The sequence below is a fragment of the Rhodococcus sp. 05-340-2 genome (assembly GCF_002258915.1).
In the GTDB taxonomy this organism is placed as follows: Bacteria; Actinomycetota; Actinomycetes; order Mycobacteriales; family Mycobacteriaceae; genus Rhodococcoides.
Map to the genome: position 1 here is coordinate 583,694 of NZ_NOYU01000010.1, position 26,729 is coordinate 610,422.

Here is a 26,729-nt window from a genome sequence, read left to right on the forward strand (position 1 = left end):
AACGGTTCTCGCACCGATCGAGCCGATACCGTGATCCGAGTGCCGACTCCCACCTTCGACGACTCGTCCGCCCGCGGCTCCGAGCGAGCGGAACCACAACGGATCCGACCTCAGGACGGAGAGTTCGGTCGAGCGGACGATCCGTCGCCCACCCCCCGCGTCGCACTCGCCGTCGCACTCGCGCTGATCGCTGCGGTTGCCGCAGTGTCGGCCCAGCTGATCGGCGTCGTCCGCAGCGCCGACGGTTCGCCGGTGGGTGACGGGGCCGCGATGGCCGCGATCCTGGCCGGTGCCGTGCCCGTTGTCGTTGTCATCGGAGCCGCGGTGGGTGTGGCCGGTAGACGCGTCGAACTGGCGGCGGCACTGCTGGCCGGGTACGGCGCCGTGGCACTCGGATTCACACTCCTCGACGTCGCCCTGTTGTCCGACCCCATCGATGCCAATCGACTCGAGCTCTTCCGCCCGCTGAGCGCCGCGACGCTCGACGCCACCGCTGGGGCCTACGTTCTGCTCGTCGGTCACGCTGTGTCGGTTCTGGCGGGTGTTGCGGGGTGGTCTGCGGTGCACCGCGCCGGACTCGGTGACGGGTACGGCCAGTCGGTGTATTCCGAGCACGTGGGGCGGGCGGCAGCGGGGCGTGTCGGGCCGTTGCTCGCGTCGCTGCTCGGCGCGTTCGGTGTGCTGGCTGCCGTTGCGGCGTTCGCCTCGCTGTACCGCTCGTCGGATCCGGTGGTGATCGTGACGGCCGTGGTGGAGTCGCCGGTGTTCGTTGCGGTGGGCTCCGGAGTCGTCGGTGTCGCGGCGCTCGTGGTGGCCGCAGCTGCGCTGGCCGCACTCTCGCCGCAGGTGGCATCGGGTGCGTCCGTCGGAGCCGGCCTCGGCGTGCTCGGCTTCGCCGGGGTGGCTCTTCTCGCGGGACTCGGAACCGGCGACCGGGTCGATGCCGGCCTCGGTGCCTACCTGGGAACGGTCGCAGGGCTCGGGCTGCTGATCTGTGGCGCAGTACTCGCACCCGTTGCCGCGGCGCGTGACCGTCGAGCACTGGAGCGGGCGCAGCAGCGCGAGACGGGGGCGCGAGGTGTCCGTGGTGTCGCCGGTCCAGGAACGACGAGGTGGCACGCGGCAGCGGGGAGTGCAGGCGTGCTGTCCGGCGTGCTGTTCGTCGTCGGATCGTTGTTGCCGATTCTGGAGACCGACTCGGGGATCGCCGTGCCGCAGATATTGGCCACCAGGGTGGTGCTGGTTGCCGGGTTCGTGATGATTCTGGGTTCGGTGCCGCTGTTGTTCTCCGAGTTCGCCTCGGCTGCGCGGCCGTTCGTGTCGATGTTCTGGCTCGGCGCGGTGGCGGCTGCAGCCGCGGTACTGCAGTCGGTGGTGCTCGCCGAGGACGTGGAGGGGGTGAGCACCGGCGTCGGCGCTCTGGCGATCATGGCGGGCGTCGTCGCGGCGGTGGCCACCGGACTGCTGGCCCTGTTCGCCGGATCGGCCGAACGCGACGACGTCGACACCTCGGCCGACGCCGGAACCGACGGCCCGCTGCTGGGTACCGCGCTGCTCGGCTCCGGTCTCCTCGCCATCGGGTTGGCACTGCCCTTGTATCGCGGTATCGACCTTACCTCCGCGACAGTCACCGAATTCCCGTGGGGCTGGGACACCTGGGGTCAGATGCTGCTCGCCGCCGGAGTCGTCGTTGCTGCGGTCGTCGCGGCGCGAGCTCGGCCCGCTCGCGGGAGCGTTCTGCTCGGCGCAGCAGCCGTCGCCGGGATCGTTCATCTGTCGTCGTGGCCGCCGACATCTGCACGTGCCACCGATCCGGAGATGGGCCCCGGCGTCGTGCCGTCGGTGATCGGAATCGTCGTTCTCGGTGTCGCCGCGGCACTTTCGGCCCGACGAGTCGGTCGGTGACGGCCGTTTCATCGACCCGGAAGCGGTGAGATAGGCCACATAGCATGCATGCGCCCGATGCGCTGTCGGGCCACCTGGATAAAGTCCATGCTCAGACCCGCTCACACCCCTGGAGCGGGCGTCAACGTAGACGAGACGGTGAGCTGATGGATCTCTTCGAATACCAGGCGAAGGAATTGTTCGCCAAGCATGGCGTACCCACCTCCGCCGGTCGTGTCACCGACACGGTCGCCGGAGCAACACAGATTGCCGAAGAAATCGGCAAGCCAGTAATGGTCAAGGCACAGGTCAAGGTCGGCGGCCGCGGCAAGGCCGGTGGCGTCAAGTACTCCAAGGACGTCGCAGCAGCCACCGAGAACGCAGAAGCGATTCTCGGACTCGACATCAAGGGCCATGTCGTCAAGAAGCTTCTCGTTGCAGAAGCCTCCGACATCGCCGAGGAGTACTACATCTCCTTCCTGCTCGATCGCACCAACCGCACCTACCTCGCGATGTGTTCGGTCGAGGGTGGAGTCGAAATCGAGGTGACGGCGGAGGAGAACCCCGACGCACTCGCACGTATCCCGGTCGACGCCGTCAAGGGTGTCGACCTTGCTTTTGCTCGTGAAATCGCCGAAAAGGGCAAGCTTCCCGCCGAGGTGCTCGACGCCGCTGCGGTGACCATCCAGAAGCTGTGGGAGGTCTTCATCAACGAAGACGCTCTCCTGGTCGAGGTCAACCCGCTGGTTCGCACCCCGGACGATCAGATCCTCGCCCTCGACGGCAAGGTCACGCTCGACGCCAACGCGGACTTCCGCCAGGCCGGCCACGCCGAGTTCGAGGACAAGGACGCAGCCGATCCCCTCGAGGCCAAGGCCAAGGAGAACGACCTCAACTACGTCAAGCTCGACGGACAGGTCGGCATCATCGGAAACGGTGCCGGACTGGTCATGTCGACCCTCGACGTCGTCGCATACGCGGGCGAGGCACACGGCGGCGTCAAGCCCGCCAACTTCCTCGACATCGGCGGCGGCGCCTCGGCCGAGGTCATGGCCGCAGGCCTCGACGTCATCCTCGGTGACGAGCAGGTCAAGAGCGTGTTCGTCAACGTCTTCGGCGGCATCACCGCGTGTGACGCAGTTGCCAACGGCATCGTCGGCGCACTGAAGAAGCTGGGCGACGACGCCAACAAGCCGCTGGTCGTCCGTCTCGACGGCAACAAGGTCGAAGAGGGCCGCAAGATTCTCGCCGACGCCGCGCACCCGCTGGTGACGCTCGCCGGAACCATGGACGAGGGCGCCGACAAGGCCGCCGAGCTGGCAGCGAAGTAGAGGAAACAATGTCTATCTTTCTGAACAAGGACAACAAGGTCATCGTCCAGGGCATCACCGGCGGCGAAGGCACCAAGCACACCGCCCTGATGCTCAAGGCCGGAACCCAGGTCGTCGGTGGCGTCAACGCACGTAAGGCCGGAACCACGGTCAAGCACGTCGACGCTCAGGGCAACGACATCGAATTGCCGGTGTTCGCTTCGGTTTCCGAGGCCATGGAGAAGACCGGAGCCGACGTGTCCATCGCGTTCGTGCCGCCGGCATTCTCCAAGGACGCCATCGTCGAGGCCATCGACGCCGAGATCCCGCTGCTCGTCGTCATCACCGAGGGCATCCCCGTGCAGGACTCCGCGTACGCGTGGGCCTACAACGTGGAGAAGGGCAAGAAGACCCGCATCATCGGCCCGAACTGCCCCGGAATCATCACCCCCGGTGAGGCTCTCGTCGGCATCACGCCCGCGAACATCTCGGGAACCGGCCCCATCGGCCTGGTCTCCAAGAGCGGCACGCTGACCTACCAGATGATGTTCGAGCTCCGTGACTTCGGATTCTCGACGGCCATCGGCATCGGCGGCGACCCCGTCATCGGAACCACCCACATCGACGCCATCGAGGCGTTCGAGGCGGATCCCGACACCAAGATCATCGTCATGATCGGTGAGATCGGTGGCGACGCAGAAGAGCGCGCAGCCGATTACATCAAGGCCAACGTGACCAAGCCGGTCGTCGGCTACGTCGCAGGCTTCACCGCTCCCGAGGGCAAGACCATGGGCCACGCAGGCGCCATCGTCTCCGGCTCGCTGGGAACGGCGCAGGCGAAGAAGGACGCACTCGAGGCCGCAGGCGTCAAGGTCGGCAAGACGCCGTCCGAGACCGCTGCCCTCGCGCGCGAAATCCTGGAATCGCTGTCCGTGAAGTAAGTTTCACATCGTAAGAAGCCCGCCACCGAATCCGGTGGCGGGCTTTTTCGTGCGCCCCGGTCCGCGTGAATGGACCACTGCATGCGTCTGGACGCGGCAATGTCACATTCACGCGAAGGGGTCTAGATTGATGCGCGTGCACAGGATCTTCACCACCGCCTTCAGCTCGGTCTATCCGCACTACGTGAACAAGGCCGAGCGCAAAGGTCGGACGAAAGCTGAGGTCGACGAGATCATCCGGTGGCTCACCGGATTCGATCAGTCGGCCCTCGACCGGCATCTCGAAGCCGAAACGACGTTCGACGAGTTCTTCGCCGCAGCGGACCTCAACGCGAACGCAACCCTGATCACCGGAGTCGTGTGCGGCATACGCGTCGAGAACGTCGAAGACCCCCTGATGCAGAAGATCCGCTATCTGGACAAGCTGATCGACGAACTCGCCAAGGGCAAGAAAATGGAGAAAATCCTGCGCGGATGACCGTTGCTCAGTAGATCGAATGAGTGAGAGTGGCGGTGTAGGTGTCGGCGAGCAGATCGCTGTTCGGTACCAAGATGTTCACCGTGGCCGTCCAACTGGTCAGGCATGCCACGCCCCCACCGGTTTTCGCGTTGACAGCCGTAGCCGAGAGCGGCACGTTGCTGACGCCAGGGGATTTCACCAACAGAAGCAAGCAGTTGGTCTCGGGAGCGGAATAGGACGCGACGGGCGTGACCGTCCTACCGGTGTTCTGGCCTCGGAACGGCGACAGACTCACCGTCGAAGTCCAGTTGCCGAGCACGTTGACCACGCTGAGACTCATGTTCCCGGTCCACGGCACTCCAGGAGTCAACGCACCCTGTCCCGCTTGTGCGACCAGTCCGGTGTTCGCCTGAATGTCCAGCAGGCTCGCGGCGGGTGCGGCCGCCGCGCGAGCGGCAGGCTCAGGCGACGAGACGGCGCTTGTCGAGGTGGTCGCTATCGGATCCGACGTCGGCGTCGCAGTTGTCGATGACGCGCCCGTCGGCTCAGCAGTCACTGTGGTCGTCGGGACTGCCGTGGTCGTGGGAATTGCTGTGGTCTCGGGGACTGCTGTGGTCGTCGGGACTGTGGTGGTGGGGGTCGGTTCCATCGTCGGCAGAGCCGTTGCCGTGACGGTGGGGGAAGTCGTCGTCGGCACGGTCGACACCGTCGGAGCCTCGGTGGATGCCGTCGGTGAGGTTGTGACGATCGGTGCAGAGGGTATGCACTCGGCCGTCGGCATCGGCGTGGTGGTCGGTGCGATCGTGTCCACTGGAACGGGGGTAGTCGTCGGCGTCGAGTCCGCCGCGCACGCCGTTGTGGCGGTGGGTATTTCGGGGAAGGGCTGAGCCGACACCGCCGGATCGACGGTGGCCGCAAGGACCACCGCCAATCCGACTGCCAATGTCAGACGTCGCATGTCAGCTGGTCTTTCGTCGCCGAATCACAATGAGTACCGCCGCCGCGACGGCGATGATTCCCAACGCAACGACCGCCCAGACCCACACCGGAGTACCCGACTCGGACGAAGAGTCTTGTGCGGCGACCGAGCCCTGGTCGGGGAAGGTGAGTTCGACGTTCGACGTCTTGTTCACCAACCCGCTCGTGACGGTGACTGCGGCCTGCCACGGCCCTGCGGGAAGAGCGGGGTCGAGCGTGAACGTGACGCTTCCTGATTGCCCAGGCGCGATGGACCCGCCCGAGCCCTTCACCGGTGTACCGGAAATACCGCCTGGGCCACCGGAGAGTTCGACCGTCCCGCTCGGATCGAGAGCTCGGCCGCCGGTGTTGGTGATGTTCGCGACGACCTGTGGGGCACCGTCGTCGCTGCGAGCAGCGGTGACTCCATCGATGGACAGGTCGGCTGCGGGACCGTTTCCTGGACCGACCGAGAGGTAGGTGCGAATACCGACGCGGCTGACGTTCTGGATGCCGGTTCCTGATGGGGCACCAGCAGTTTGCGCCCAGACGACGGCGTACTGCTCACCCTCGGGGGCGTCGGGTGGAACCGCGATGGTCACCACCGCTTCGGCCGCCGAGTTAGGAGCGAGCGTGAGGTCTGTCGGCGTCACCGACATCCACGTCGTGAGCTCGTTGACGGCACGGTCGTCACCCACCTCGAAGCCGGAGTTGTCGGCTCCGATCGATGCAGCTGCCGGGTACAGCGTGACCGGCTGCTGTTGATCGGTGCTGTTGCTGACCTCGATGCGTCTGGTGATGGTGGTGCCGGGCGGCAGGTTGTCGATGATGTATGCCAGCGCCCGCGGGTCGTCCTGGAGGGATACCGACGCTTCGAGCAGTCGTATACCCACGCTGCCCACCGGTGCCGATTCGGTTGGTTGCTGAGCGGCCGCCGGAGCCTGCGTGACGAACGCCGAAGCGAACATCAGCACGGTCAGGACTCCGGCAGCCAATCCCCGATGAAGTGACATGTACAGATCAGGCGACCGAATGCGTGACGACGCCCGTGTAGGTACCGGCGACGACGTTGCTCGGCAGCGCGACGGAGACAGTACCGGCCCAGGTGGCGGTGTTCGCTCCCACGACAGCCGTCGCGGTTACGACGGTCTTGTTGGTGTCGATGACCTGAGGAACCAGTATTCCGAGCACCGTCGAGATGCCCGTGCGCCCCGGAGCGAGCGGTGCCGAGTAGGACACGGCAGTCGCGGGAATCGATGCGGGATCCGGTGAGGGCTTGTCGAATGCGGTGCTGACAGCCTTCGCAGTCCAGCCGTTGAGTCCGAGTCGTTGATCGGACACGACGACCGGGGTGATGTCTCCGCTGGCAGTATTCCCGGTGACGGTCAGGGGTGAGTCTGTCGGCGCGGTGATGGTCAGTGCACCGCCCGCAACGGTGAAGGTCACGTTGGTGGGGACGGCGTTGGAGACGGCAGGCGAGATGACGGCAGCAACGAGGGCACCGGCGGCGGCGACGGTGGCGAAGAGTGACTTGCGCATGAGGGGCGTCCTAGGGGAGTGCGAGCCCCAGGGACTCGCCGGTTTGTGATGTGCACAACATTAATCGCCCCCGTTAGTGATGCGTTACAAATTGTGGATAACTGTCACGGGGTATTTTTGAGAGGCAGAAACGGACCTGGCACATAATTCTTAAAATCATGCTGAATCGAAGTGTGGTCATCGATTCGTTGCCGGACTTCACTGATCGTCATGACAACCACCGAGAACCGTGCTCTCACCAAGTCCTGGCCCGACGCCCCCACCACTGCTGCCGGATGGATCTCCCGCGCCGGTGAGGTGGCTCAACTTCTCGCAGTCGACGCTGTCGCTCGCGACAAGGGGCGCGAGGCCCCCGCCGCCGAGGTCCAGTTGCTCAAGGACGCCGGCCTCGTCACTCTGCTCGGCCCCGTCGAACACGGCGGCGCGGGCCAGGACTGGCCGACGGCGTATCAGGTGATCCGCACCGTCTCGAAGGCCGACGGCTCGATCGGTCAATTGCTCGGCTACCACCTGCTGTGGTTCTGGGCCGCTCGACTCGTCGGCACCCCCGAACAGATCGAGGCCGTCGAAGCAGACGCTACGAAGAACAAATGGTTCTTCGGCGGTGCCGTCAACCCTCGGGACAACGACGTCGCCGTCACCGACGAGGGCGACACCATCGTCTTCGACGGTTCCAAGACCTTCTCCACCGGCAGCCGCATCTCCGACGTCACCGTGCTCGAAGGAGCACTCGAAGGCAGCACCGATCACGTGTTCGCGATCGTGCCGTCGAACATCGAGGGGCTGTCCTTTCATGACGACTGGGACAACATCGGTCAGCGTCAGACGGAGAGTGGCAGTGTCACCATCGACAAGGTTCGCGTCGATTGGGCCAGCGCAGCAGGGTTCGTGGACAAAGCTTTTCAGCCGCGCGTCTACAACACCCTCAACGTTCCGACCATCCAGCTGGTGTTCGTCAACTTCTACCTCGGAATCGCGAGGGGCGCACTCGAGGAAGCCGCGTCGTACACCAAGGACAAGACCCGGGCGTGGCTGCACAGCACCGTGGACAAGGCCGTCGACGAGCCGTACATCATCGACATCTACGGCGATCTGACGTCCAAGTTGTGGGCCGTCGAAGCGCTCGCCGACGCAGTTGCGTTGGAAGGAAAGAAGATCCACGACAACGCCTGGAGCGTCACCGCGGAGGAGCGCGGTGAGCACGAGGTACGCGTCGCCGCAGTGAAGGCTCGCGCCACGGAGGTGTCGCTCGAGATCACGTCCACGGTGTTCGAGGCCCTCGGCGCGCGGGCGACGGCCAGCAAGTACGGCTTCGACCGTTTCTGGCGCAATGTGCGTACGCACACCCTGCACGATCCGGTCGCATACAAGCGACGCGAGGTCGGGCGCTGGGTTCTCACGGGCGAACTGCCCGAGCCGACCTGGTACTCGTAGAACGCACTGGTAGGAGAACAACGATGAGCACCGAAAAAATCGCCGACGCAATCAAATTCGCGTACTGGGTACCCAACGTCTCGGGTGGTCTGGTCACCAGCACCATCGAGCAACGCACCAGCTGGGATTACGAGTACAACAAGAAGCTGGCGCAGACGGCCGAGAACAACGGATTCGAGTACGCCTTGAGTCAGGTTCGCTACGAAGCCAGCTACGGGGCAGAGTTTCAGCACGAGTCGACCAGCTTCTCGCTCGCGCTGCTGCTGGCCACCGAACGACTCAAAGTCATTGCAGCAGTGCATCCCGGGCTGTGGCAGCCGGCGGTCCTCGCCAAGCTCGGTGCCACTGCCGATCACCTGTCGAACGGCCGATTCGCGGTCAACGTAGTCAGTGGTTGGTTCAAGGACGAGTTCACCCACCTCGGTGAGCCCTGGCTCGAACACGACGAGAGGTACCGTCGCAGTGCAGAATTCCTGCAGGTACTGCGCAAGATCTGGACCGAGGACGACGTGGACTTCCGAGGCGACTTCTATCGGATCCACGACTTCACACTCAAGCCCAAACCGCTGAACAGTCCAGATCGTCCCAACCCCGAACTGTTCCAGGGCGGCAATTCGTCTGCAGCGCAGGAGAATGCCGGTCGGTACTCGGACTGGTACTTCAGCAACGGCAAAGATTTCGACGGCGTCACCGAGCAACTCGACAACCTCCGACGCGTCGCGCGTGATCACCGGCGTGAGGTCAAGTTCGGGCTCAACGGCTTCATCATCGCGCGAGACAGCGAGAAGGAAGCGCGAGACACATTGCGCGAGATCATCGAGAAGGCCAACAAGCCTGCCGTCGAAGGTTTCAAAGGAGCGGTGCAACAGGCAGGCAATTCGACGGGCGACAAGAAGGGAATGTGGGCGGACTCGACGTTCGAGGACCTCGTTCAGTACAACGACGGCTTCAAGACCCAATTGATCGGCACCCCGGAACAGGTGGCCGAGCGCATCGTCGCCTACCGTCGCCGCGGCGTCGACCTGATTCTCGGCGGATTCCTGCACTTCCAGGAGGAGATCGAGTACTTCGGGGCGAAGGTCCTGCCGCTGGTTCGGGAACTCGAGGCCGCTGAGGCGCACGACCAGGAGTTGGTGGCAGCCCGCTGACCTTTCGGTTCCGTGATCGGTCGGGTCCGTGCAGTAGCGTGAGTTCTCGGACCCGACCGACCTGGGGTACGGACAATCTCAGATGAGGAGACGCGATGACCTACTCGCCCGGCGGCCCTGAAACAGGGGGCTCCAACTCTGGTGGCTACGGCGGAGGTGGACCGTCCTACGGCCCGTCGTCCTCGCCGAATCAGCCGTCGTCCAACCCGCAAGGTCATCCAGGCCAGAACCAGCCGTTTCACCAGCCGTCGGTGTCCAATCCCTTCGGCCCTCCGGTACCCGGCACCTCGGCACCGGGCTCGACCGGCCCGGCTTCCGCTGCACCGCAGTCGAAGTCGCCTGGGTCGGCTCTGTCGAGCCTGCCGAGAATTCTCACGTTCGTGATCCTCGGGCTCGGCGTCGTCACTTTCCTGCTCGGACTGCTCGACCTCGTGACCGCCGAGGTCACCTCGTCCCAGGAACTGCCCAGCAGCATCCAGACGTCGTTCAGCACCACGTTCTTCGCGTCCGGCGGTAGCGCGGTGTCGGTTGCTCTGCTGCTGGCAGCGGGCTTGATCGCCGGTGCCTCGCTGCTGCAGAAAGACGCCAGGAATCAAGCCGTGGTGGCCGCCCTGGCGATCGCCGGTTGGCTGGTGCTGGTCTTCCAGTCGTTCAGTCTGCCCAGCGCAGAGGGCAACGAGTTCGCCAGCACCACCAGCTCGCTCGGTATCGGTGCGATCCTGGTGCTCGTCCTCGGCTTCGTCCAGGCTGCCGCCGCGGTGGCTGCACTGCTGTTCGACGCGGGCATCGTCAAGGCTCCGGCTCCCAAGCCTGCGGGCTACGGCAATCAGAACCAGCAGGCCGGATACGGCCAGCAGAACCCGTACAACGCGCCGACCACATCGTTCGGTGGACCGTCGCAGCCGCAGGCCTACGGCAATCCGCCGTCGTACGGTCAGCCTCAGGGAACGTCGTCGAACTTCGGTCAAGCACCGAGCGGGCAGTCGTCGGGGCAGCATTCCTACAACCCGGGCGGACAGCCGTCGTACGGACAGTCCGCTCCCAACACCCCGTCGCCGCAGGGCGGCTACGCACCGCCGCCGTACACCGGTCCGAGTGCTCCGGCCGCCGGGCAGGCCTACCCACCGAATCAGTACCAGTACGGCCAGCCGTCCGGATACGGCCAGCCCCCGGCGAAGTCGGACGAGCCCGAATCGGGCGACCAGTCGACGCCGTACGGCGCGCCGACGCAGTCGTTCGGTGCCACTCCCGCCGAGGACGAGAACAAGCGCGACTGATTCATTGCTTCATCACAGCTCGCTTCGCGGCGCGCCTGACCGGCGCGCCGCGAAGATGATGCGACTCTCGTTGCGATGAGCGATCTATTGAACCGAGAGACGCGACGCGCGGCCGCCCGGGCTCCCCGCGCGAGCACCGGCCCGACGCCCGATCAGTCGCGCATGCTCGCCGCAGTGGCCTTCAAGACCTCCGGTCTGGTCGTGGTGATTGCGACGACCCTTGCTCTGATCACCCTGGTCTCGGTCAACAGCGACCTCACCGGAACCCTCGGGGCGATCGCCGGGTCGTGGTTCGCCGTGCACCTGGTACCCCTGAGCATCGGCGGTACGTCCCTCGGCGTCGCACCGCTTCTGCCGACACTGATCATCGGTTGGTCCGTCGCCCGTACCGTCCACCACGCGGTGGACTCCGGCACCGATCGCCGAGTGGTTCGGTGGGTGTTCGCGGCGTCGATGGCGGGCCCGCTCGCCGTCACCGCCATCGCCCTGGCCGTCGCCAAGGACGCGTCGACCGTCATCGGGCTGTCCAGCCCGAACGCCCTCGTTGCCTTCTCCTGGGTCGCAGGCGTGCATGCGGCCGCGTCCGGAACCGGTCTGCTGCTCGCCCGCTGGGACTCACCCTTGATCCGCGGCGGACTCCCGGACTGGGTGCGCGCGCTCGTTGCGCCCTTCGTACGCACGATATCGATTCTTGCTGCAGGCGGCGCGGCCGTCGTACTGCTCGCCCTGCTCGCCTCCTGGGAGACCGCGGGCGCGCTGCTCGAGAGCGGACGCGATGTCGTCGGCATGCTCGGACTGACCGTGGTGTCGGTGCTCTACCTCCCCAACGTCGTCATCGGTGCTCTCGCGGTGGCCACCGGTTCCACTGCCGGGTTCGGCGACGCGTCGGTCAGTCTGTTCTCCACCACGGGAGGACCGCTCCCGCCGCTGCCGATCCTGGCTGTTCTGCCCGAAGGATCGGCCCAGACGATCTGGGTCGTCATGCTCGCCGTTCCGATCGGTGCCGGGCTGTTGCTCGGCCGCGACTGCGCGATCCGCAGCGCCGACATCCAGGTCGCAGTGTCGTCCGTGTGGGTCGTGGCGGCTGCAACCGGCGTGCTCGCAGCGTTGTTCGGCTACGCCGCAGGCGGAAACCTCGGCACCTTCGGCACCGTCGAAGTCACCGTGTGGAGCTTCGGACTGCTGACATTCGCGTGGCTGGCCGTCGCCGGTTCGATGACCGCGGCCCTCGTCGTGTGGCGTCGAGCAGAACCCGAGCCGACGCTCGACGAGCCCGTTCCGATGCCCGTGCCTGCGGCCGAGTTGGCAATCGAGGCCGCCCCATCCGAGCCGGAGGACAACGAACAGCTCCAGGAGGCCGACAAGGCCGAGGAGGTCGTCGAGGCGGAGGTCGTGGACGACGTCCCGGCCGAGATGCCCCCGGCCGAAGAACCGGATGCGACCGTCGAGGGCGCTACCGACGAACCGTTGGACGCCGAGATCGTCGCTCCTCCCGGAGACCAGGACGGACCTGCCCGGTAGGGCTCGAGGGCGCAGCGACTAGGCTTTCCGCTGGCTCGAACGATCCGCCTCGATGATTCAGGAGTAGTGCGCTGACTGCCTTGCGTGAGACACCCGCGCGGGTCGTCGTCCTCGCGTCGGGGACCGGCTCGCTGCTGCAGTCGCTCATAGCCGCGACTGCCACCGAGAACTATCCCGCCCGCATCGTCGCCGTGGGAGTCGACCGCGACTGCGATGCCGTCCGCCGTGCCGACGATGCCGCTATCCCGCACTTTCGTATCGCCCTGCGGGACTTCACGGATCGATCGGGTTGGGACCAGGCGCTCACCGATGCCACGTCGAGCTTCGAGCCCGATCTGGTCGTCACCGCCGGTTTCATGAAGATCCTCGGCCCGCAGTTCCTGGGTGCCTTCACCGGACGCATCGTCAACACCCACCCCGCGCTCCTGCCGTCGTTCCCCGGTGCACATGCCGTGCGGGACGCACTCGACCACGGCGTCAAACTGACCGGTTCGACGGTTCATCTGGTCGATTCCGGCGTCGACACCGGGCCGATCCTCGCGCAGGAAGCCGTACCGGTTCTCGACGGCGACGACGAATCCGCGTTGCACGAACGCATCAAGACTGTGGAGCGACGGTTGCTGGTCGACGTGATCGCAGCCGTGGCCGCCAAAGGTGTCACCTCCGATGGACGAAAGGCTCAGATAATCCGATGAGTGAACGTAAAGCAGTGCGCCGCGCGCTGGTCAGCGTCTACGACAAGACCGGACTGATCGAACTGGCGACCGGCTTGCACAGCGCAGGCGTCGCTCTGGTGTCCACCGGATCGACGGCGAGCAAGATCGCCGACGCCGGAATCCCGGTCACCAAGGTCGAGGACCTCACCGGATTCCCCGAGACCCTCGAGGGGCGCGTCAAGACGCTGCATCCTCGCGTGCATGCCGGCGTACTCGCCGACACCCGTAAGCCCGAACATCTTTCGCAGCTCGAGGAATTGGGCATCGAGGCGTTCGAGCTCGTCGTGGTCAACCTCTACCCGTTCACCGAGACCGTCGCCAGTGGCGCGACGCCGGACGAATGCGTCGAGCAGATCGACATCGGCGGACCGTCGATGGTGCGCGCCGCGGCCAAGAACCATCCGTCGGTGGCCGTCGTCGTCGACCCGGCCCGCTACGAGGACGTGCTCACCGCCGTCTCCGGTGGCGGATTCACCCTCGCCGAGCGCACGTCGCTCGCCGCGCAGGCCTTCCAGCACACTGCCGCCTACGACGTCGCGGTGGCATCGTGGATGAGCAATGTGCTGACCCCCGACACCGAGACGGTGTTCCCGGAGTGGATCGGCGGCACCTGGGACCGTTCGGCCGTGCTCCGCTACGGCGAGAACCCGCACCAGAAGGCGGCCCTGTACGTCGACTCGTCCGCTGCCGCAGGCATCGCGCAGGCCGAGCAGTTGCACGGTAAAGAGATGTCGTACAACAACTTCACCGATTCCGATGCAGCCTGGCGTGCGGCGTTCGATCACGCCGAGCCCACCGTCGCCATCATCAAGCACGCCAATCCCTGTGGTATCGCGGTAGGCAAGGACATCGCCGAGGCGCACCGCAAGGCTCACGCCTGCGATCCGGTGAGCGCGTACGGCGGCGTCATCGCGGCCAACCGTGAGGTCACCGTCGAGATGGCCGAGCAGGTAGCCGAGATCTTCACCGAGGTCATCATCGCGCCGTCCTACGCGGACGGTGCGCTCGGAGTGTTGCAGCGCAAGAAGAACATTCGCGTGCTGCTCGCGGTCGCACCGCCCACCTCCGGCGTCGAACTCAAGCCGATCTCCGGCGGCGCACTGCTGCAGCAACGGGACGTGCTCGACGCGGACGGAGACAACCCGGCCAACTGGACCCTCGCAGCCGGCGAACCGGCCGACGAACAGACGTTGAAGGACCTCGAATTCGCTTGGCGCGCAGGCCGGGCCGTGAAGTCCAACGCAATCCTGCTGGCCCACGACGGTGCGTCCGTCGGCGTCGGAATGGGCCAGGTCAACCGCGTCGACGCCGCCCACCTCGCCGTGCAGCGGGCCGGGGATCGCGTCGTCGGCTCGGTCGCGTCCTCCGATGCGTTCTTCCCGTTCCCCGACGGTCTGCAGGTTCTCATGAGCGCAGGCGTCAAAGCCGTTGTGCAGCCCGGTGGTTCGGTCCGCGACAACGAGGTGATCGCCGCGGCTCAGGACGCGGGAGTGACGCTGTATCTGACGGGTTCGCGGCACTTCGCTCACTGATGAATGACGCCGAAGTCGCAGTTATGCAGGCCCATACCCCATTTGTGGCCGCATAACTGCGAACTCGGCGATCTGTGGATAGGCAAAAAGTTATCCACAGATCGCTGAGCAGGCCCTTTCCCTGGTGGCGACCCTGCCAAGGTTGAAGCCATGGGGATGCAGATCGGGCCGTTTCGGGGTTCGCAGGCGATACGCTCGGGCGCTCTCAGCAGGTACGAGCTGAGCCGCAACTACGTCAGGGTCTTTCGCGACACGTATGTCTGCGACGGGACCATTGTCGATGCGCGAACGATGGCTATCGCCGCATCGATCTGCGTCGGCGATGGTGCCGTGATTGCAGGGGTCTCCGCGGCGGCAGTCCACGGCGCGAAGTGGATCGACCCGAGCACTCCTCCGAGTGTGTTGGCGACCGGGAGATCGCACCAGTTGCCCGGGCTCCGAATCCACCACGACGCGTTGCATACCGACGACGTCATGATCGCTCAGGGATTCGCGGTGTCCACACCCGTGCGCACCGGATTCGATATCGGTCGCTGGGTGCCGTCGCCGCTGTCGGTGGTCTTTCTCGACTCACTACTCGCCGCAACCTGCGTCGACGGGGAAGCCATACGTGCGTATGCGCTGCAGCGACCGGGCACCCGAGGCATCCGGTGCCTGTTCGGTGCGCTCGATGTCGTCGACTGCGGTGCAGAGTCGCCACAAGAGACGCGCACCAGATTGCTTCTGGTCGAGGCGGGGCTCCCGAAGCCCGAGACTCAAATCGAAATTCGTGACAGTTCGAACAGATTCGTGGCACGCATCGACATGGGGTGGCGTCGTTGGCGGGTGGGGGTGGAATACGAAGGCGTTCACCACTGGCTCGACGAGCGTCAGCGGACCCGTGACATCGAGCGGTTCGAGGATCTCGATCGTGCCGAGTGGCAGATCGTCCGCGTCAATTCCGAGCAGATGCGGCTGCGACCGCACGAGGTGGTGGCACGCGTGCGGGCAAAGCTCCGCGCCGCGGGTGCCCCGGTGTAGCGAGGTCGCACTTACTCGGGCGATTTGTCCTGTTCAAGTGGCGTAGGTGCGAACTCGGCGGCAGCGCTCTTTCCCTCTCGATGGCAGCATCGGCCAAACGCTCGTAGCGTGGAGAAGTGACCTCTACCAAACCTGGCATTTCGACTCTCGGCGAACTCAAGGCATCCGGACATCGGCAGCGGTCGATCAAGGAAGAGTTGCGGGACAATCTTCTGACGGCATTGCGTGACGGCACGGATCCGTGGCCGGGGATCGTCGGATTCGGCTCGACGGTGTTGCCGCAGTTCGAGCGCGCGATTCTGGCCGGTCACGACGTGGTTCTGCTCGGCGAGCGCGGGCAGGGCAAGACGCGGCTGCTGCGCACCCTGAATCTGTTGCTCGACGAGTGGGTGCCGGTGATCGCCGGAGCCGAACTGGGCGAGCACCCGTACGAGCCGATCACCCCGGCCAGCATCCGCAAAGCCCAGGAACTCGGCGACGACCTGCCCGTCGAGTGGCGACATCGCACTGAGCGGTATGCCGAGAAGCTCGCGACCCCGGATACGTCGGTGGCGGACCTCGTCGGCGACGTCGACCCCGTCAAGGTCGCCGAGGGTCGCAGCCTCGGCGACCCGGAGACCATTCACTTCGGACTCGTCCCGCGTAGCCACCGCGGCATCGTGGCGATCAACGAGCTCCCCGACCTTGCCGAGCGGATCCAGGTCTCGCTGCTCAACGTCATGGAGGAGCGTGACATCCAGGTCCGCGGTTACACGCTGCGGCTACCGCTCGACGTCATGCTCGTGGCGAGCGCGAACCCCGAGGACTACACCAATCGCGGGCGCATCATCACTCCGCTCAAGGATCGTTTCGGCGCGGAGATCAGGACGCACTACCCCCTCGAACTCGACGCCGAGGTGGCCGTCATCGATCAGGAGGCGGAACTGCAGGCAACCGTCCCCACCTATCTGCTCGAGGTACTGGCCCGATTCACCCGACTGCTTCGCGAGTCGCCGTCGGTCGATCAGCGTTCCGGTGTTTCTGCTCGATTTGCGATCGCAGCAGCCGAAACCATCGCTGCCGCAGCCGTTCACCGGGCCGCGATACTCGGTGAGGCCGAGCCCGTGGCCCGGCCGGTGGATCTCGGCACCATCATCGAGGTGCTGCGCGGCAAGGTCGAATTCGAGTCGGGTGAGGAGGGACGCGAAATCGAGGTGCTCGAGCACATGTTGCGCCGGGCGACTGCCGATACCGTTCGAGCCCACCTCGGCGGCATCAACCTCGCGGCTCTGGTGACAGCAATCGAGACGGGTGAGCCGATCGTCACCGGCGATCGGATCACCGCCAAGGCGTTGCTCGACGAGCTGCCCGACGTCGAGGTCATCGGCGACATCCACGAGCGTCTGAACGCCACCTCGGACGGCGAGAAAGCGGCCGCCGTCGAACTTGCGCTCGAGGGTCTCTACCTGGCGCGTCGGATCTCCAAGGACCCCGACGACGACGGCCAGACGGTGTACAGCTGATGCGTCGTTCCAGGTACGGGCGGTATCACGACGGGCCGGATCCTCTTGCGCCACCGGTTGATCTGCGCGATGCGCTCGACGCCATCGGCGAGGACGTGCTCGAGGGCGCGTCGCCGCGTCGGGCGTTGCAGGAGATGCTGCGGCGCGGGACGAAGAACATGCGTGGGCTCGACGACCTGGCCGCGCAGGCCGCCAAGCGTCGTCGAGATCTGTTGAAGAAGAACAATCTCGACGGCACGCTGCAGGAAGTGCGCGAGCTGCTGGACAAGGCGGTGCTCGAGGAACGCAAGGCGTTGGCACGTGCCCTCGACGACGATGCGCGGTTCCAGGAGATGCAGATCGGCGATCTCTCACCGTCCACTGCGCAAGCGGTGCAGGAGCTTTCGGACTACGACTGGCGTTCGTCGGAGGCACGCGAGAACTACGAGAAGATCAAGGACCTGCTCGGACGCGAAATGCTCGATCAGCGTTTTACGGGCATGAAGCAGGCCCTCGAAGGTGCCACCGATGAGGACCGTCAGGCCATCAGCGAGATGCTGAAGGACCTCAACGAATTGCTCGACGCCCACAACAAGGGTGAGGACACCGACGAGCAGTTCGAGCAGTTCATGGACAAGCACGGTCAGCACTTCCCGGAGAACCCGAAGAATGTCGACGAGCTGTTGGATTCGCTTGCGCAGCGAGCGGCAGCGGCGCAACGGCTTCGCAATTCGCTGAGTCCCGAACAGCGGGCGGAGCTCGATGCGTTGGCGCAGCAGGCCTTCGGCGATTCGAACCTGCTGAGTCAGCTGGATCAGCTCGATCAGAATCTGCAGCAGGCCCGGCCCGGTGAGGACTGGGACGGCTCGCAGAACTTCCGCGGTGAGAACGGTATGGGACTCGGCGACGGCACCGGTGCGCTCCAGGACATCGCCGACCTCGAGAACCTGGGAAACCAACTCTCACAGCAGTACAACGGAGCTGCGCTGGACGACATCGACGCCGACGCGTTGCTGAAGCAACTCGGGCCCGAGGCCGCGGCCGACGCCAGGATGCTCGCGGAGCTCGAAAAGGCGCTGCAGCAGCAGGGTTTCATGGACAAGGGTGCCGACGGTCAGTGGCGACTGTCGCCGAAGGCGATGCGGCAGCTGGGGCAGTCGGCGCTGAAGGACGTCGCGGGAAAGCTGTCCCGACGCGGCGGGGAGCGAGACACTCGCAAGGCAGGTGCGATGGGGGAGCCCACCGGAGCGTCGCGAGCGTGGGAGTTCGGTGACACCGAGCCGTGGGACGTGACCCGCACGGTCAACAATGCGGTACTGCGTTCAGCGGCAACAGGATCGGGCTTTCCGGTGCAGCTGCAGGTGACCGATGTGGAGATCAGCGAGACCGAGACGCGAACGCAGGCTGCCGTGGCCCTGCTGGTCGACACGTCGTTCTCGATGGTGATGGACGGCCGGTGGGTGCCCATGAAACGCACAGCGCTGGCTCTCAATCACCTGGTGAGCACCCGCTTTCGCGGGGACGACCTGCAACTCATCGGATTCGGTAGGCACGCGCAGACATTGACGGCGTCGGAGCTGGCCGGCTTGGACGGTGCCTACGATCAGGGCACCAATCTGCACCACGCGCTGATGCTTGCGGTGCGGCATCTGCGGCGTCATCCCAATGCGCAGCCGGTGGTGTTGATCGTGACCGACGGTGAGCCGACGGCCCATCTGGAACCGGACGGTCACGCGTATTTCGACTACCCGCCGTCGTCGAAGACGTTGGGGCTGACGGTGCGCGAGCTCGATACCGTCGCGAAACTCGGTGCGCAGGTGACGATCTTCCGGCTCGGCGACGATCCGGGCCTCGCGCGGGTGGTCGACAAGATGGCCGAGCGCGTGGGCGGACGCGTCATCGCGCCCGATCTCGACGGACTCGGTGCCGCGGTGGTGACCGACTACCTGAAGCGTCGGCGATCCTGAATCACTTGTCGGCGGGTTTGATCTCCACCGATACTCCGCCCCAGAAGGCGAAACCGGTGATGATCACGCGGGGCGCGCCGGGGTGCGTCGCGCTGACGTGCTCGAATCCGCCCATGATGCCCATGCCGCGGACTTCGACGCTCACACCGGGCGGCACGGTGACCTCGATGCCGCCCATGATGGCGACGCAGTTGATGGTGGTTTCCTCGGTGGTGAACGTTGCGCGGCGTAGGTCGAGTTCGATGCCACCCCAGAATGCGAACGCGTCGATGCGCGTGGCGGGGGTCCATTCGCCTTTGCGCACGGCACCACTCATGATCGCGATGACGCGGTCGTTCGTGGGGCCACCGGACGGTGCATGTGCAGGGGGAGGGGACAGCACCAGGTCGCCGGTCAACAGGTCGAGTTCGCCGTAGGTCTTCGCCCGGTACACCGCAGCGGTGCGCTCGTCGTATTCATCGACGGTGAGTTGGCCGTTCGCGAAGGCGTCGCTCAGCAGCTGCGCGACGAGGGTCCTGTCCGCGTCGGCGGCGCGAACCTGGCTTCGATCTCGGTCGGGCAGATGATCGCTCACTGCCCGGACACTACCGGTGCCGCGGTCAGGCCGCATTCAGGATGGTGCGGCTCCCCAGTGGTGAAGCGAGAGTCATCTGCATGGTGGCGTAGACGGCAACCATGATGCAGGACTTGTCTGCGGCGTCGGGCCGGGTTCCGGTGCGCAGTTCGATGGTGACCGTGGTGTCGGTCTCGGTGACCGACGCGTCGGCTCCGTAGCACTCGGGAGTGCCGGTGACGAAGTGGACCGCAATGGTGTTGGGGGAGATCTGGCTCCACGACTCGAACGGAGTGGTGGTGGCGCGGAGTAGATCGGCGGTCGGCTCGAACATCGTGCCGACGTCGCCGACGGGCACCTCGTGCGGAACCGGAGGGGCGCTGGGTTGCTGGGCGAGCCCCACAGGGGTGGTGGAACCAACTGTCGGGGTTGTGTCCTCGTCGCCACCGGAGGCGGTGCTGCAGCCGACCAGCAGCAGGCACAACATGACACCTGCAGCGAGAAACCTCATGAATCCAACGTAGCGCTGGGAGCTGAGGAGAACCTTTGTGTTCGGCTCATGCGAGGAAGACCGTCACGAGCGCTATGACGGGGATCGAGACGAGTGTGGTCACGAAGGCGGTGTCTCGGGCGAGTACCACGCCACGCTGGTAACGGCTGGCGAAAACGAACACGTTCTGCGCCGTCGGCAGCGCCGAGATCACGACGATGGCGAACAGATCGTGCCCGTCCAGACCGAAGACGAACCGAGCCATCAGGTAGCCGAGCACCGGCTGAAGCGCCATCTTGAACACCGTTGCCAGGGCTACGTCGCGACGCGGACTGATGCCTTTCTGCAGTACCCGGGCGCCGTAGAGGGACAGGCCGAATGCGAGCAATGCGCCGGGGACCGACGCATTTCCGACCAGCTGGAACGGCTGCATCAACGCCTCGGGCAGTTCGAAGCCCGTGATGGACAGAACGAGCCCTGCCGCTCCGGCCACCACGATCGGGTTGCGGAACGGCGTGGTGACGGTCTTGAAGAGAGAGACCTTCTCGATCTCGGTCGACACGTCGAGGATGGTCACCGCGATCGGGGTGTAGATCATGATCTGGAACAGCAGTAGAGGAGCGACGAAGTTCGCGTCGCCGAGTACGAACACGGCGATCGGGATGCCCAGATTGGCGGCATTGACGTACGAACTCGCGAGTGCGCCGATGGTCGCGTCGGGCACGGTTCGTTTCAGCGCGAGCTTGGCGATGACGAAATAGATGGCACCGACGAGCAAGGCGGTGGCACCGGCCACGGCCAGCGTGGGCGAGAGGATGACCGACAGATCCGAGTTGGCCAACGTGACGAACAGCAAGGCAGGCGTCGCGACGAAGAACACGAGCCTGCTCAGTACGAACTGGCCGTGATCGCCGAGCACCTTCAGATGGGCGAGCAGGTATCCCAGTGCGATGACGACGAAGATGACGGTGAAGCCCTCGAGGACGCCGGACATCTACGGACTGCTCATCTCTGGATCGGGAACGACAGAGAGGCCACGTAGCCGATGGCTACGTGGCCTCTCTGAACGAAAAGTCTGGATCAGCGGCTGGTGAACGGCAGCAACGCCATTTCACGAGCGTTCTTCACTGCGACAGCGACCTGGCGCTGCTGCTGCGGGGTGAGCCCGGTGACCCGACGGCTGCGGATCTTGCCGCGGTCCGAGATGAACTGACGAAGGAGGTTGATGTCCTTGTAGTCCACCGTGGTCACCTTGGCGGCGTTCAACGGGTTCTTCTTCGGTCGACGACCCGCCTCTGCGCGGACCTTCTTCGACGGTGCTCTCTTGACTGCCATCTCTACCTTTTCCCTTACCAGCTCGACTTGTGGACGCCTGGCAGCTCCCCACGGTGTGCCATCTCGCGCATTTTCACGCGGGACAGCCCGAATTTCCGTAGGTAACCGCGCGGACGTCCATCCGCAGCGTCACGATTGCGCAATCGTACCGGACTCGAATCGCGTGGCAGACGCTGCAGTGCTGCTTGGGCCTGTGCGCGCTCGGAATCGCTGCTCGAGGGCCTACGGATTGTCTCTTTGAGCTCTGCTCGACGCGACGACCACCGGGCGACGACGATCTTGCGCTGCTCGTTCTTCGCGATCTTCGATTTCTTCGCCACGGTTATCGCTCCTCTCGGAAATCGACGTGCTTGCGCACGACCGGGTCGTACTTCTTCATCACCAGTCGGTCGGGATCGTTGCGGCGGTTCTTGCGGGTGACGTAGGTGTATCCGGTGCCGGCCGTCGACTTCAGTTTGACGATCGGACGTACGTCGGTGCTCTTGCCCATCAGATCTTCTCCCCACGTGCGCGGATCTTGGCCACCACGGCGTCGATGCCGTCGCGGTCGATGGTCTTGATGCCCTTGGCCGAGAGCGTGAGAGTGACGCGGCGGCCGAGGCTCGGTGCGTAGTACGTCTTGCGCTGGATGTTGGGATCCCATCTTCGGCTGGTGCGCACGTGAGAGTGCGAGACCGATTTTCCGAATCCGGGGGTGCGGCCGGTGACTTGGCAGTGCGCTGACACGATCACTCCTTTTCTTGCCGTTATGACAATCGTTTTCGACAAAGCGTGTCCACGAATGTAGCGTGCATCCACAGGTAATGACAATCGTTGTCGAGAAGAAGGGTGCCCGTGAACTACTCACCGGACGATCGAACCCCGATGGTCCTCGTCTCCGGCTGGACCGGAGCCATGGATGCGGTCGTGACATCTCTGCTCGCGCCGGGGACCGTCGCGGTTCGCCACGACCTGAGTCGCGTCGCCGAAGGAGTCGTGCGTCGCACGCTCTGTGTGCTGGGCGAGAATCCCCGCGAGACCATCCTGGAACTGGCGCACGGCTGTGTCTCCTGCACGCTCCGCGAGGACCTGCTGCCGCTGCTACGTGCGCTGTCCGCCCGCAGCAACGTCGATCGCATCGTGCTCGCCATGGACCCCGCTCTCGAACCCGAGGCGCTGTGCTGGGCCGTCGAGAACGTCGTCGTGGCCGGCATCGTCGGGCAGATCGACGGCCCGGCCTCGCGTGACGTCCGCATCGAGGCAGTGATCGACTGCCTCGACGCCGCAACCTGGTTGGCCGACGCCACCGGCGACGACGCCATGGCCGACCGCGGCATCGTCGCCAGTGGTGACGACGATCGAACCGTCGCGCAATTGGTGGTCGGGCAGGTCGATTACGCGGACGCGCTCGTCGTCACCGCCGGTCCCGAGGTCGACGCGTGGGAGCGGGCAAGGCTCGCAGCGGTGCTGGCGCGTCTGGCGCCGAACGCTCCCGTCGTCTGGGTCTCCCAGGATGCACTGGTCGACGCCCCAGCGCTTCTCGCGTCCGTGCCGACCGATGCGCGACGCGGTGCGATCACCGACGCACACTCGCCGTTGCTGCGAGGCCAGCCGCCGTTGAGCGTCGACTGCGGAGTCACGCTCGTCGAATTCACCGCAACCCGGCCGTTCCATCCCGAGCGGTTGCACGAGGCGATCGACGTGCTGCTCGACGGCGTCGTCACCGCGCGGGGGCGGGCGTGGGTCGCCACGCAGCCCGACGAAGCGCTGTGGATCGAATCGGCCGGCGGCGGCCTTCGTGTTGCCAGCGCCGGAAAGTGGCTTGCCGCAATGACTCCCGTGCAACAGGAGCGTATCGATACCACCCGACGTGCAATGGCGGCACTGCGATGGGACGAGCAGTTCGGTGATCGAGACACCTCCCTGGTGATCCTCGTCCACGAGGCCGACCCCACCGAGATCGACCGAACACTGCAGTGGGCGTTGGTATCCGACGACGAGATGACCGACCCCGCTCTGTGGTCCACCTGGACCGACCCGTTCGGCCAGTGGCACGAAGACCCCTGCGAGAGCAGCGAATCCCCGTACGCAGAACAAGCACGAGAGGCACAAGAATGAAACCAGGCATCCACCCCGACTACCACCCGGTCGTGTTCCAGGACTCGAGTACCGGCAACAAGTTCCTCACCAGATCCACCGTCACATCCGCGCGCGAGACCGAATGGGACGACGGCAACACCTACCCACTGGTCGTCGTCGACGTCTCGTCCGAATCGCACCCCTTCTGGACCGGAGCCGCCCGCGTGATGGACACCCAGGGACGCGTCGAGAAGTTCGAGAAGCGATACGGCCGCCGAAGCCGAAAGGACTCCTGAACCATGGCTGTTCCGAAGAGAAAGATGTCGCGCTCCAACACTCGGAGCCGTCGTGCGCAATGGAAAGCCGTTGCTCCTGATCTGGTGACCGTGCGTTTCCAGGGGCGAGAGTTCCGAGTGCCACGGAGATTGGTCAAAGCAGTGCAGACCGGGGTGTACGACCCGAGCTGACCGCCGACGGGTCTATCTTCACTTCATGAACGATGGGCCCAGTGCGCGAGATGTGAAGCGGTGGCGGCAGTACCTCGCCGACGAGCGAGCCGAGGCCGCCGTCTATCGCGATCTGGCAGGCCGACGCAGCGGCGAGGAGCGCGAGATTCTGCTCGCCCTCGCCGATGCGGAGGGCCGACACGAGCAGCATTGGCGAAATCTGCTGGGTGACCGCGTCGGGATGCCGCTCAAGGGTGACATCCGCACCCGCATCCTCGGGGTGTTGGCACGTCGCTTCGGTTCGGTGTTCGTACTCGCGTTGGCCCAACGAGCCGAGACCCGCTCGCCGTACGCCACCGACGACGATGCCACCGAAGCGATGACGGCCGACGAACAGATCCACGCCGAGGTCATCAGGGCGCTGGCGGCTCGCGGTCGCAATCGACTGTCCGGAACGTTCCGGGCCGCGGTGTTCGGTGCCAACGACGGACTGGTGAGCAACCTGGCGCTCGTACTCGGCATCAGCGGCTCCGGGGTGTCCAATCAGATCGTCCTGGTCACCGGACTCGCGGGCCTGCTCGCCGGCGCGCTGTCCATGGGTGCGGGCGAATACGTCTCGGTCCGTTCGCAACGCGAGTTGCTCGAGGCGTCGTCCCCGGACAGCGCGGCAAGCGATGCCGTCCAGCACCTGGACGTCGACGCCAACGAACTGGCGCTGGTGTACCGGGCCCGGGGAATGACACACGAGGAGGCCGACGCCAAAGCGTCGGAAGTGTTGCGGCTGTTGCCCACCGACGACGAGATGGCACCCGACGTGGACGAGCACGAGTCCATCGGAACCGGACTGGGCGCGGCCGGTGCCAGCTTCTGCTTCTTCGCCTCCGGTGCCGTCATCCCGGTGTTGCCCTATCTCTTCGGCCTCGAAGGCTTCGTTGCGCTCATCGTTGCGGCAGTCCTCGTCGGAATCGCCTTGATCTGCACCGGACTGGTGGTGGGACTGCTCAGCGGTGGACCGCCGGTCAAACGTGCTCTGCGACAACTGGCCATCGGCTACGGCGCGGCCGGGGCGACGTATCTACTCGGACTCGCATTCGGTGGGGGAGTCTAGGTTCCGGCTGGTGGGCGAGATTGCACACTATCGGGCCTCATTGCCGGAATCCCGTCCGAACATCCCATTTCCGTGCATTCGGTCCCATCCCCGACGTTCCGCGAAATTCGCTCGCGTGGGCGATGCATCGATCGATAGGGTTCTCATCATGCGTGCAACCGTTCTGTCTGGTGCCGCTCTCGACACGAGAGCCGGTACGAGCCTTGTGCTGCGCGCGTATTCACCGGAGCGATGCGCCGCTCTCTGCGGCAAACAAGCTCCGCTCGTGAATCGACCCATCGAATAGCGCCCTCTTGTGCAAGGGGGCAGGAAGGAACATCATGCCCCCGAACAAGGTGGGCTTGCGTTTGCTCAATTGGGCGTCACAGCTCGAGGACAAGACTCTCGAGCAGGCCCGTGAAACAGCGTCGATGCCGTTCGTGCATCCGCACGTCGCCCTGATGCCCGACGCTCACAGCGGTATGGGAAGCGCAGTAGGAACAGTGATTCCCACACTGGGCGCTGTCATCCCGGCCGCCGTCGGAGTCGATATCGGTTGCGGAATGATCGGCGTCCGAACGGAATTCACCCTCGACGACGTCGACGGCCGTAATCTGACGAACCTGCGACTCGCCATCGAGGCAAGCATCCCTCTCTCGCCCGGCAACTACAACGTCGGCGTCGACCGGTGGGATTTCACTGCGCCCAAGTTGCTCGAACTCGAGGAGTTGGCGGCCAAGGACGGTGTCGAGCTGAACCACTCACCACAGTGGCGTGAGCAGCTCGGTTCGTTGGGCGGCGGCAACCACTTCATCGAGCTGTGCCTCGACGAAACCGATCGGGTGTGGCTGTTTCTGCACAGTGGGTCGAGGGGCGTCGGCAACAAGATCGCCAAGAAGCACATCGCGGTCGCACAGCGTCTGTGTGCGCAGTGGTGGATCGCGTTGCCCAACAAGGACTTGGCGTACCTGCCCGAGAGCTCACCCGAATTCGGGAAGTACATCCGAGACCTGAAGTGGGCACAGCGGTTCGCGTACCTGAACCGTGCCGAGATGATGGACCGGTTCGGTGCGGTGTTCGCCGAGTGGATGGGAACCGACGACCATCGCGAGGTCGAGCGGATCAATTGCCATCACAACTACACGGTGAAGGAAACGCACGCGCACAAGGACGTGTGGCTTACCCGTAAAGGTGCAGTGGACGCACACGAGGGTGTCAAGGCGATCATTCCGGGCTCGATGGGAACGCGCTCGTACGTGGTCGTCGGCAAGGGTTCCAAGGCCGGCCTGTGCTCGGCTCCTCACGGTGCCGGTCGGCAGTTCTCTCGGACCGAGGCCAGGAAGCGGTTCACCCACGAGAACCTGCAGGAGCGGATGAAGGGGATCGAGTTTCGCGACAGTGCAGACTTCATCGACGAGATTCCCGACGCCTACAAGCCGATCGATGTCGTGATGGAGGACGCACGAGACCTGGTGAGCATCGAGCACGAGTTGCGGCAGATCCTCAACGTCAAGGGGACCTGAGTTCACCTCCCGTCGTGCGTGGAATTTCGTAGTGGGCGACGAAATTCCGT

At 65.1% G+C, this 26,729-nt stretch carries 29 protein-coding genes; 19 read left to right on the plus strand and 10 right to left on the minus strand.

The features are described 5' to 3' along the window. Positions 1-39: 39 nt before the first annotated feature. The 4 genes from CH271_RS07025 (at position 40) to CH271_RS07040 (ending at position 4,613) form a co-directional block, all read left to right on the plus strand. A complete protein-coding gene (locus tag CH271_RS07025) occupies positions 40-1,905 on the plus strand; it encodes a hypothetical protein (protein ID WP_094633101.1) in 1,866 nt (621 codons plus the stop codon). 146 nt (positions 1,906-2,051) lie between these two features. Continuing rightward, complete coding sequence (sucC, locus tag CH271_RS07030; protein ID WP_032377331.1) at positions 2,052-3,215, plus strand: ADP-forming succinate--CoA ligase subunit beta; 1,164 nt, start codon at positions 2,052-2,054, stop codon at positions 3,213-3,215. 8 nt (positions 3,216-3,223) lie between these two features. Further along, the gene (gene sucD / locus CH271_RS07035) at positions 3,224-4,135 is read left to right on the plus strand and encodes a succinate--CoA ligase subunit alpha (protein WP_027496015.1); all 912 of its coding nucleotides are present in this window, start codon (positions 3,224-3,226) and stop codon (positions 4,133-4,135) included. 130 nt (positions 4,136-4,265) lie between these two features. Continuing rightward, complete coding sequence (locus CH271_RS07040) at positions 4,266-4,613, plus strand: DUF2200 domain-containing protein (RefSeq protein WP_170945729.1); 348 nt, start codon at positions 4,266-4,268, stop codon at positions 4,611-4,613. Between the two features lie 7 nt (positions 4,614-4,620). Here CH271_RS07040 and CH271_RS07045 read toward each other — a convergent pair whose 3' ends face one another. Then, a complete protein-coding gene (locus CH271_RS07045) occupies positions 4,621-4,935 on the minus strand; it encodes a hypothetical protein (protein WP_094633102.1) in 315 nt (104 codons plus the stop codon). Positions 4,936-5,008: 73 nt separating this feature from the next. Between CH271_RS07045 and CH271_RS07050 the strand changes: the two genes are divergently transcribed. Then, positions 5,009-5,482, plus strand: a complete 474-nt coding sequence (locus CH271_RS07050) for a hypothetical protein (protein ID WP_094633103.1) — start codon at positions 5,009-5,011, stop codon at positions 5,480-5,482. Between the two features lie 72 nt (positions 5,483-5,554). Here the strand turns inward: CH271_RS07050 and CH271_RS07055 are convergent, their stop codons facing one another. Next, positions 5,555-6,565 (minus strand): hypothetical protein, encoded by a 1,011-nt coding sequence (locus tag CH271_RS07055; protein WP_094633104.1) that lies wholly within the window; start codon positions 6,563-6,565, stop codon positions 5,555-5,557. A 7-nt stretch (positions 6,566-6,572) separates the two neighbouring features. Continuing rightward, positions 6,573-7,091 carry a hypothetical protein gene (locus CH271_RS07060; protein WP_094633105.1) on the minus strand — a complete coding sequence of 173 codons (519 nt, stop codon included), beginning with the start codon at positions 7,089-7,091 and terminating at the stop codon, positions 6,573-6,575. A gap of 210 nt (positions 7,092-7,301) precedes the next feature. Between CH271_RS07060 and CH271_RS07065 the strand changes: the two genes are divergently transcribed. The 9 genes from CH271_RS07065 to CH271_RS07105 all read left to right on the plus strand — a co-directional run bounded on the left by CH271_RS07065 (position 7,302) and on the right by CH271_RS07105 (position 19,187). Further along, positions 7,302-8,525 carry an acyl-CoA dehydrogenase family protein gene (locus CH271_RS07065; protein ID WP_170945721.1) on the plus strand — a complete coding sequence of 408 codons (1,224 nt, stop codon included), beginning with the start codon at positions 7,302-7,304 and terminating at the stop codon, positions 8,523-8,525. A 23-nt stretch (positions 8,526-8,548) separates the two neighbouring features. Then, positions 8,549-9,673, plus strand: coding sequence for a dimethylsulfone monooxygenase SfnG (gene sfnG / locus CH271_RS07070; RefSeq protein ID WP_094633106.1), 1,125 nt, complete (start codon positions 8,549-8,551; stop codon positions 9,671-9,673). A gap of 95 nt (positions 9,674-9,768) precedes the next feature. Then, on the plus strand, positions 9,769-10,950 hold the full coding sequence (locus CH271_RS07075) for a DUF5336 domain-containing protein (protein WP_141216941.1): 1,182 nt from the start codon (positions 9,769-9,771) through the stop codon (positions 10,948-10,950). A 75-nt stretch (positions 10,951-11,025) separates the two neighbouring features. Then, positions 11,026-12,471, plus strand: a complete 1,446-nt coding sequence (locus CH271_RS07080; protein WP_094633108.1) for a cell division protein PerM — start codon at positions 11,026-11,028, stop codon at positions 12,469-12,471. Between the two features lie 80 nt (positions 12,472-12,551). Next, positions 12,552-13,166: a phosphoribosylglycinamide formyltransferase gene (purN, locus tag CH271_RS07085; protein WP_094633109.1), complete on the plus strand. Its 615-nt coding sequence runs from the start codon at positions 12,552-12,554 to the stop codon at positions 13,164-13,166. Next, positions 13,163-14,719, plus strand: a complete 1,557-nt coding sequence (gene purH, locus CH271_RS07090; RefSeq protein WP_037191926.1) for a bifunctional phosphoribosylaminoimidazolecarboxamide formyltransferase/IMP cyclohydrolase — start codon at positions 13,163-13,165, stop codon at positions 14,717-14,719. Before purN ends, purH begins: the two co-directional genes overlap by 4 nt. Positions 14,720-14,869: 150 nt before the next feature. Then, positions 14,870-15,739, plus strand: coding sequence for an endonuclease domain-containing protein (locus CH271_RS28715; protein WP_094633110.1), 870 nt, complete (start codon positions 14,870-14,872; stop codon positions 15,737-15,739). A 116-nt stretch (positions 15,740-15,855) separates the two neighbouring features. Then, positions 15,856-17,241, plus strand: coding sequence for a sigma 54-interacting transcriptional regulator (locus tag CH271_RS07100; protein WP_094633111.1), 1,386 nt, complete (start codon positions 15,856-15,858; stop codon positions 17,239-17,241). Continuing rightward, the gene (locus CH271_RS07105) at positions 17,241-19,187 is read left to right on the plus strand and encodes a vWA domain-containing protein (RefSeq protein ID WP_094633112.1); all 1,947 of its coding nucleotides are present in this window, start codon (positions 17,241-17,243) and stop codon (positions 19,185-19,187) included. The genes CH271_RS07100 and CH271_RS07105 overlap by 1 nt, the downstream gene beginning before the upstream one ends. 1 nt (position 19,188) lies before the next feature. On the opposite strand, the gene CH271_RS07110 is transcribed toward CH271_RS07105, so the two are convergent. The 7 genes from CH271_RS07110 to rpmB form a co-directional block, all read right to left on the minus strand. After that, complete coding sequence (locus tag CH271_RS07110) at positions 19,189-19,761, minus strand: DUF1707 SHOCT-like domain-containing protein (protein WP_037191936.1); 573 nt, start codon at positions 19,759-19,761, stop codon at positions 19,189-19,191. Between the two features lie 25 nt (positions 19,762-19,786). Continuing rightward, a complete protein-coding gene (locus tag CH271_RS07115; protein WP_037191938.1) occupies positions 19,787-20,251 on the minus strand; it encodes a hypothetical protein in 465 nt (154 codons plus the stop codon). A 46-nt stretch (positions 20,252-20,297) separates the two neighbouring features. Then, entirely contained in the window at positions 20,298-21,224 is a 927-nt protein-coding gene (locus CH271_RS07120) for an AEC family transporter (RefSeq protein WP_037191940.1), read from the minus strand. Positions 21,225-21,310: 86 nt separating this feature from the next. After that, positions 21,311-21,565, minus strand: coding sequence for a 30S ribosomal protein S18 (rpsR, locus tag CH271_RS07125; RefSeq protein WP_008719028.1), 255 nt, complete (start codon positions 21,563-21,565; stop codon positions 21,311-21,313). A gap of 14 nt (positions 21,566-21,579) precedes the next feature. Then, on the minus strand, positions 21,580-21,885 hold the full coding sequence (rpsN, locus tag CH271_RS07130) for a 30S ribosomal protein S14 (RefSeq protein WP_037191942.1): 306 nt from the start codon (positions 21,883-21,885) through the stop codon (positions 21,580-21,582). Between the two features lie 2 nt (positions 21,886-21,887). Then, a complete protein-coding gene (rpmG, locus tag CH271_RS07135; protein WP_170944568.1) occupies positions 21,888-22,058 on the minus strand; it encodes a 50S ribosomal protein L33 in 171 nt (56 codons plus the stop codon). Then, entirely contained in the window at positions 22,055-22,291 is a 237-nt protein-coding gene (rpmB, locus tag CH271_RS07140) for a 50S ribosomal protein L28 (protein ID WP_032404320.1), read from the minus strand. The genes rpmG and rpmB overlap by 4 nt, the downstream gene beginning before the upstream one ends. 138 nt (positions 22,292-22,429) lie before the next feature. Between rpmB and mrf the strand changes: the two genes are divergently transcribed. The 5 genes from mrf (at position 22,430) to CH271_RS07165 (ending at position 26,679) form a co-directional block, all read left to right on the plus strand. Then, positions 22,430-23,662, plus strand: coding sequence for a ribosome hibernation factor-recruiting GTPase MRF (mrf, locus tag CH271_RS07145; protein ID WP_094633217.1), 1,233 nt, complete (start codon positions 22,430-22,432; stop codon positions 23,660-23,662). Further along, the gene (locus tag CH271_RS07150; protein ID WP_037191944.1) at positions 23,659-23,919 is read left to right on the plus strand and encodes a type B 50S ribosomal protein L31; all 261 of its coding nucleotides are present in this window, start codon (positions 23,659-23,661) and stop codon (positions 23,917-23,919) included. Before mrf ends, CH271_RS07150 begins: the two co-directional genes overlap by 4 nt. 3 nt (positions 23,920-23,922) lie before the next feature. After that, on the plus strand, positions 23,923-24,090 hold the full coding sequence (gene rpmF, locus CH271_RS07155; RefSeq protein ID WP_032388658.1) for a 50S ribosomal protein L32: 168 nt from the start codon (positions 23,923-23,925) through the stop codon (positions 24,088-24,090). Between the two features lie 25 nt (positions 24,091-24,115). Continuing rightward, on the plus strand, positions 24,116-25,177 hold the full coding sequence (locus tag CH271_RS07160; protein ID WP_037191946.1) for a VIT1/CCC1 transporter family protein: 1,062 nt from the start codon (positions 24,116-24,118) through the stop codon (positions 25,175-25,177). 320 nt (positions 25,178-25,497) lie between these two features. Then, positions 25,498-26,679, plus strand: coding sequence for an RtcB family protein (locus CH271_RS07165; RefSeq protein WP_094633218.1), 1,182 nt, complete (start codon positions 25,498-25,500; stop codon positions 26,677-26,679). Positions 26,680-26,729: the final 50 nt, after the last annotated feature.

Bases quoted from the DNA above. Each gene is read 5' to 3' on its own strand.
- CH271_RS07065 (WP_170945721.1), top strand. From the start codon at position 7,302: ATGACAACCACCGAGAACCGTGCTCTCACCAAGTCCTGGCCCGACGCC.
- CH271_RS07080 (WP_094633108.1), top strand. From the start codon at position 11,026: ATGAGCGATCTATTGAACCGAGAGACGCGACGCGCGGCCGCCCGGGCT.
- CH271_RS07160 (WP_037191946.1), top strand. From the start codon at position 24,116: ATGAACGATGGGCCCAGTGCGCGAGATGTGAAGCGGTGGCGGCAGTAC.
- CH271_RS07060 (WP_094633105.1), bottom strand. From the start codon at position 7,091: ATGCGCAAGTCACTCTTCGCCACCGTCGCCGCCGCCGGTGCCCTCGTT.
- sucC (WP_032377331.1), top strand. From the start codon at position 2,052: ATGGATCTCTTCGAATACCAGGCGAAGGAATTGTTCGCCAAGCATGGC.
- CH271_RS07150 (WP_037191944.1), top strand. From the start codon at position 23,659: ATGAAACCAGGCATCCACCCCGACTACCACCCGGTCGTGTTCCAGGAC.
- CH271_RS07050 (WP_094633103.1), top strand. From the start codon at position 5,009: ATGTCCAGCAGGCTCGCGGCGGGTGCGGCCGCCGCGCGAGCGGCAGGC.
- CH271_RS28715 (WP_094633110.1), top strand. From the start codon at position 14,870: ATGGGGATGCAGATCGGGCCGTTTCGGGGTTCGCAGGCGATACGCTCG.
- CH271_RS07040 (WP_170945729.1), top strand. From the start codon at position 4,266: ATGCGCGTGCACAGGATCTTCACCACCGCCTTCAGCTCGGTCTATCCG.
- mrf (WP_094633217.1), top strand. From the start codon at position 22,430: ATGGTCCTCGTCTCCGGCTGGACCGGAGCCATGGATGCGGTCGTGACA.
- sfnG (WP_094633106.1), top strand. From the start codon at position 8,549: ATGAGCACCGAAAAAATCGCCGACGCAATCAAATTCGCGTACTGGGTA.
- CH271_RS07055 (WP_094633104.1), bottom strand. From the start codon at position 6,565: ATGTCACTTCATCGGGGATTGGCTGCCGGAGTCCTGACCGTGCTGATG.
- purH (WP_037191926.1), top strand. From the start codon at position 13,163: ATGAGTGAACGTAAAGCAGTGCGCCGCGCGCTGGTCAGCGTCTACGAC.
- CH271_RS07075 (WP_141216941.1), top strand. From the start codon at position 9,769: ATGACCTACTCGCCCGGCGGCCCTGAAACAGGGGGCTCCAACTCTGGT.
- CH271_RS07120 (WP_037191940.1), bottom strand. From the start codon at position 21,224: ATGTCCGGCGTCCTCGAGGGCTTCACCGTCATCTTCGTCGTCATCGCA.
- rpsR (WP_008719028.1), bottom strand. From the start codon at position 21,565: ATGGCAGTCAAGAGAGCACCGTCGAAGAAGGTCCGCGCAGAGGCGGGT.
- rpmF (WP_032388658.1), top strand. From the start codon at position 23,923: ATGGCTGTTCCGAAGAGAAAGATGTCGCGCTCCAACACTCGGAGCCGT.
- CH271_RS07165 (WP_094633218.1), top strand. From the start codon at position 25,498: ATGCCCCCGAACAAGGTGGGCTTGCGTTTGCTCAATTGGGCGTCACAG.
- CH271_RS07105 (WP_094633112.1), top strand. From the start codon at position 17,241: ATGCGTCGTTCCAGGTACGGGCGGTATCACGACGGGCCGGATCCTCTT.
- sucD (WP_027496015.1), top strand. From the start codon at position 3,224: ATGTCTATCTTTCTGAACAAGGACAACAAGGTCATCGTCCAGGGCATC.
- CH271_RS07045 (WP_094633102.1), bottom strand. From the start codon at position 4,935: ATGAGTCTCAGCGTGGTCAACGTGCTCGGCAACTGGACTTCGACGGTG.
- CH271_RS07115 (WP_037191938.1), bottom strand. From the start codon at position 20,251: ATGAGGTTTCTCGCTGCAGGTGTCATGTTGTGCCTGCTGCTGGTCGGC.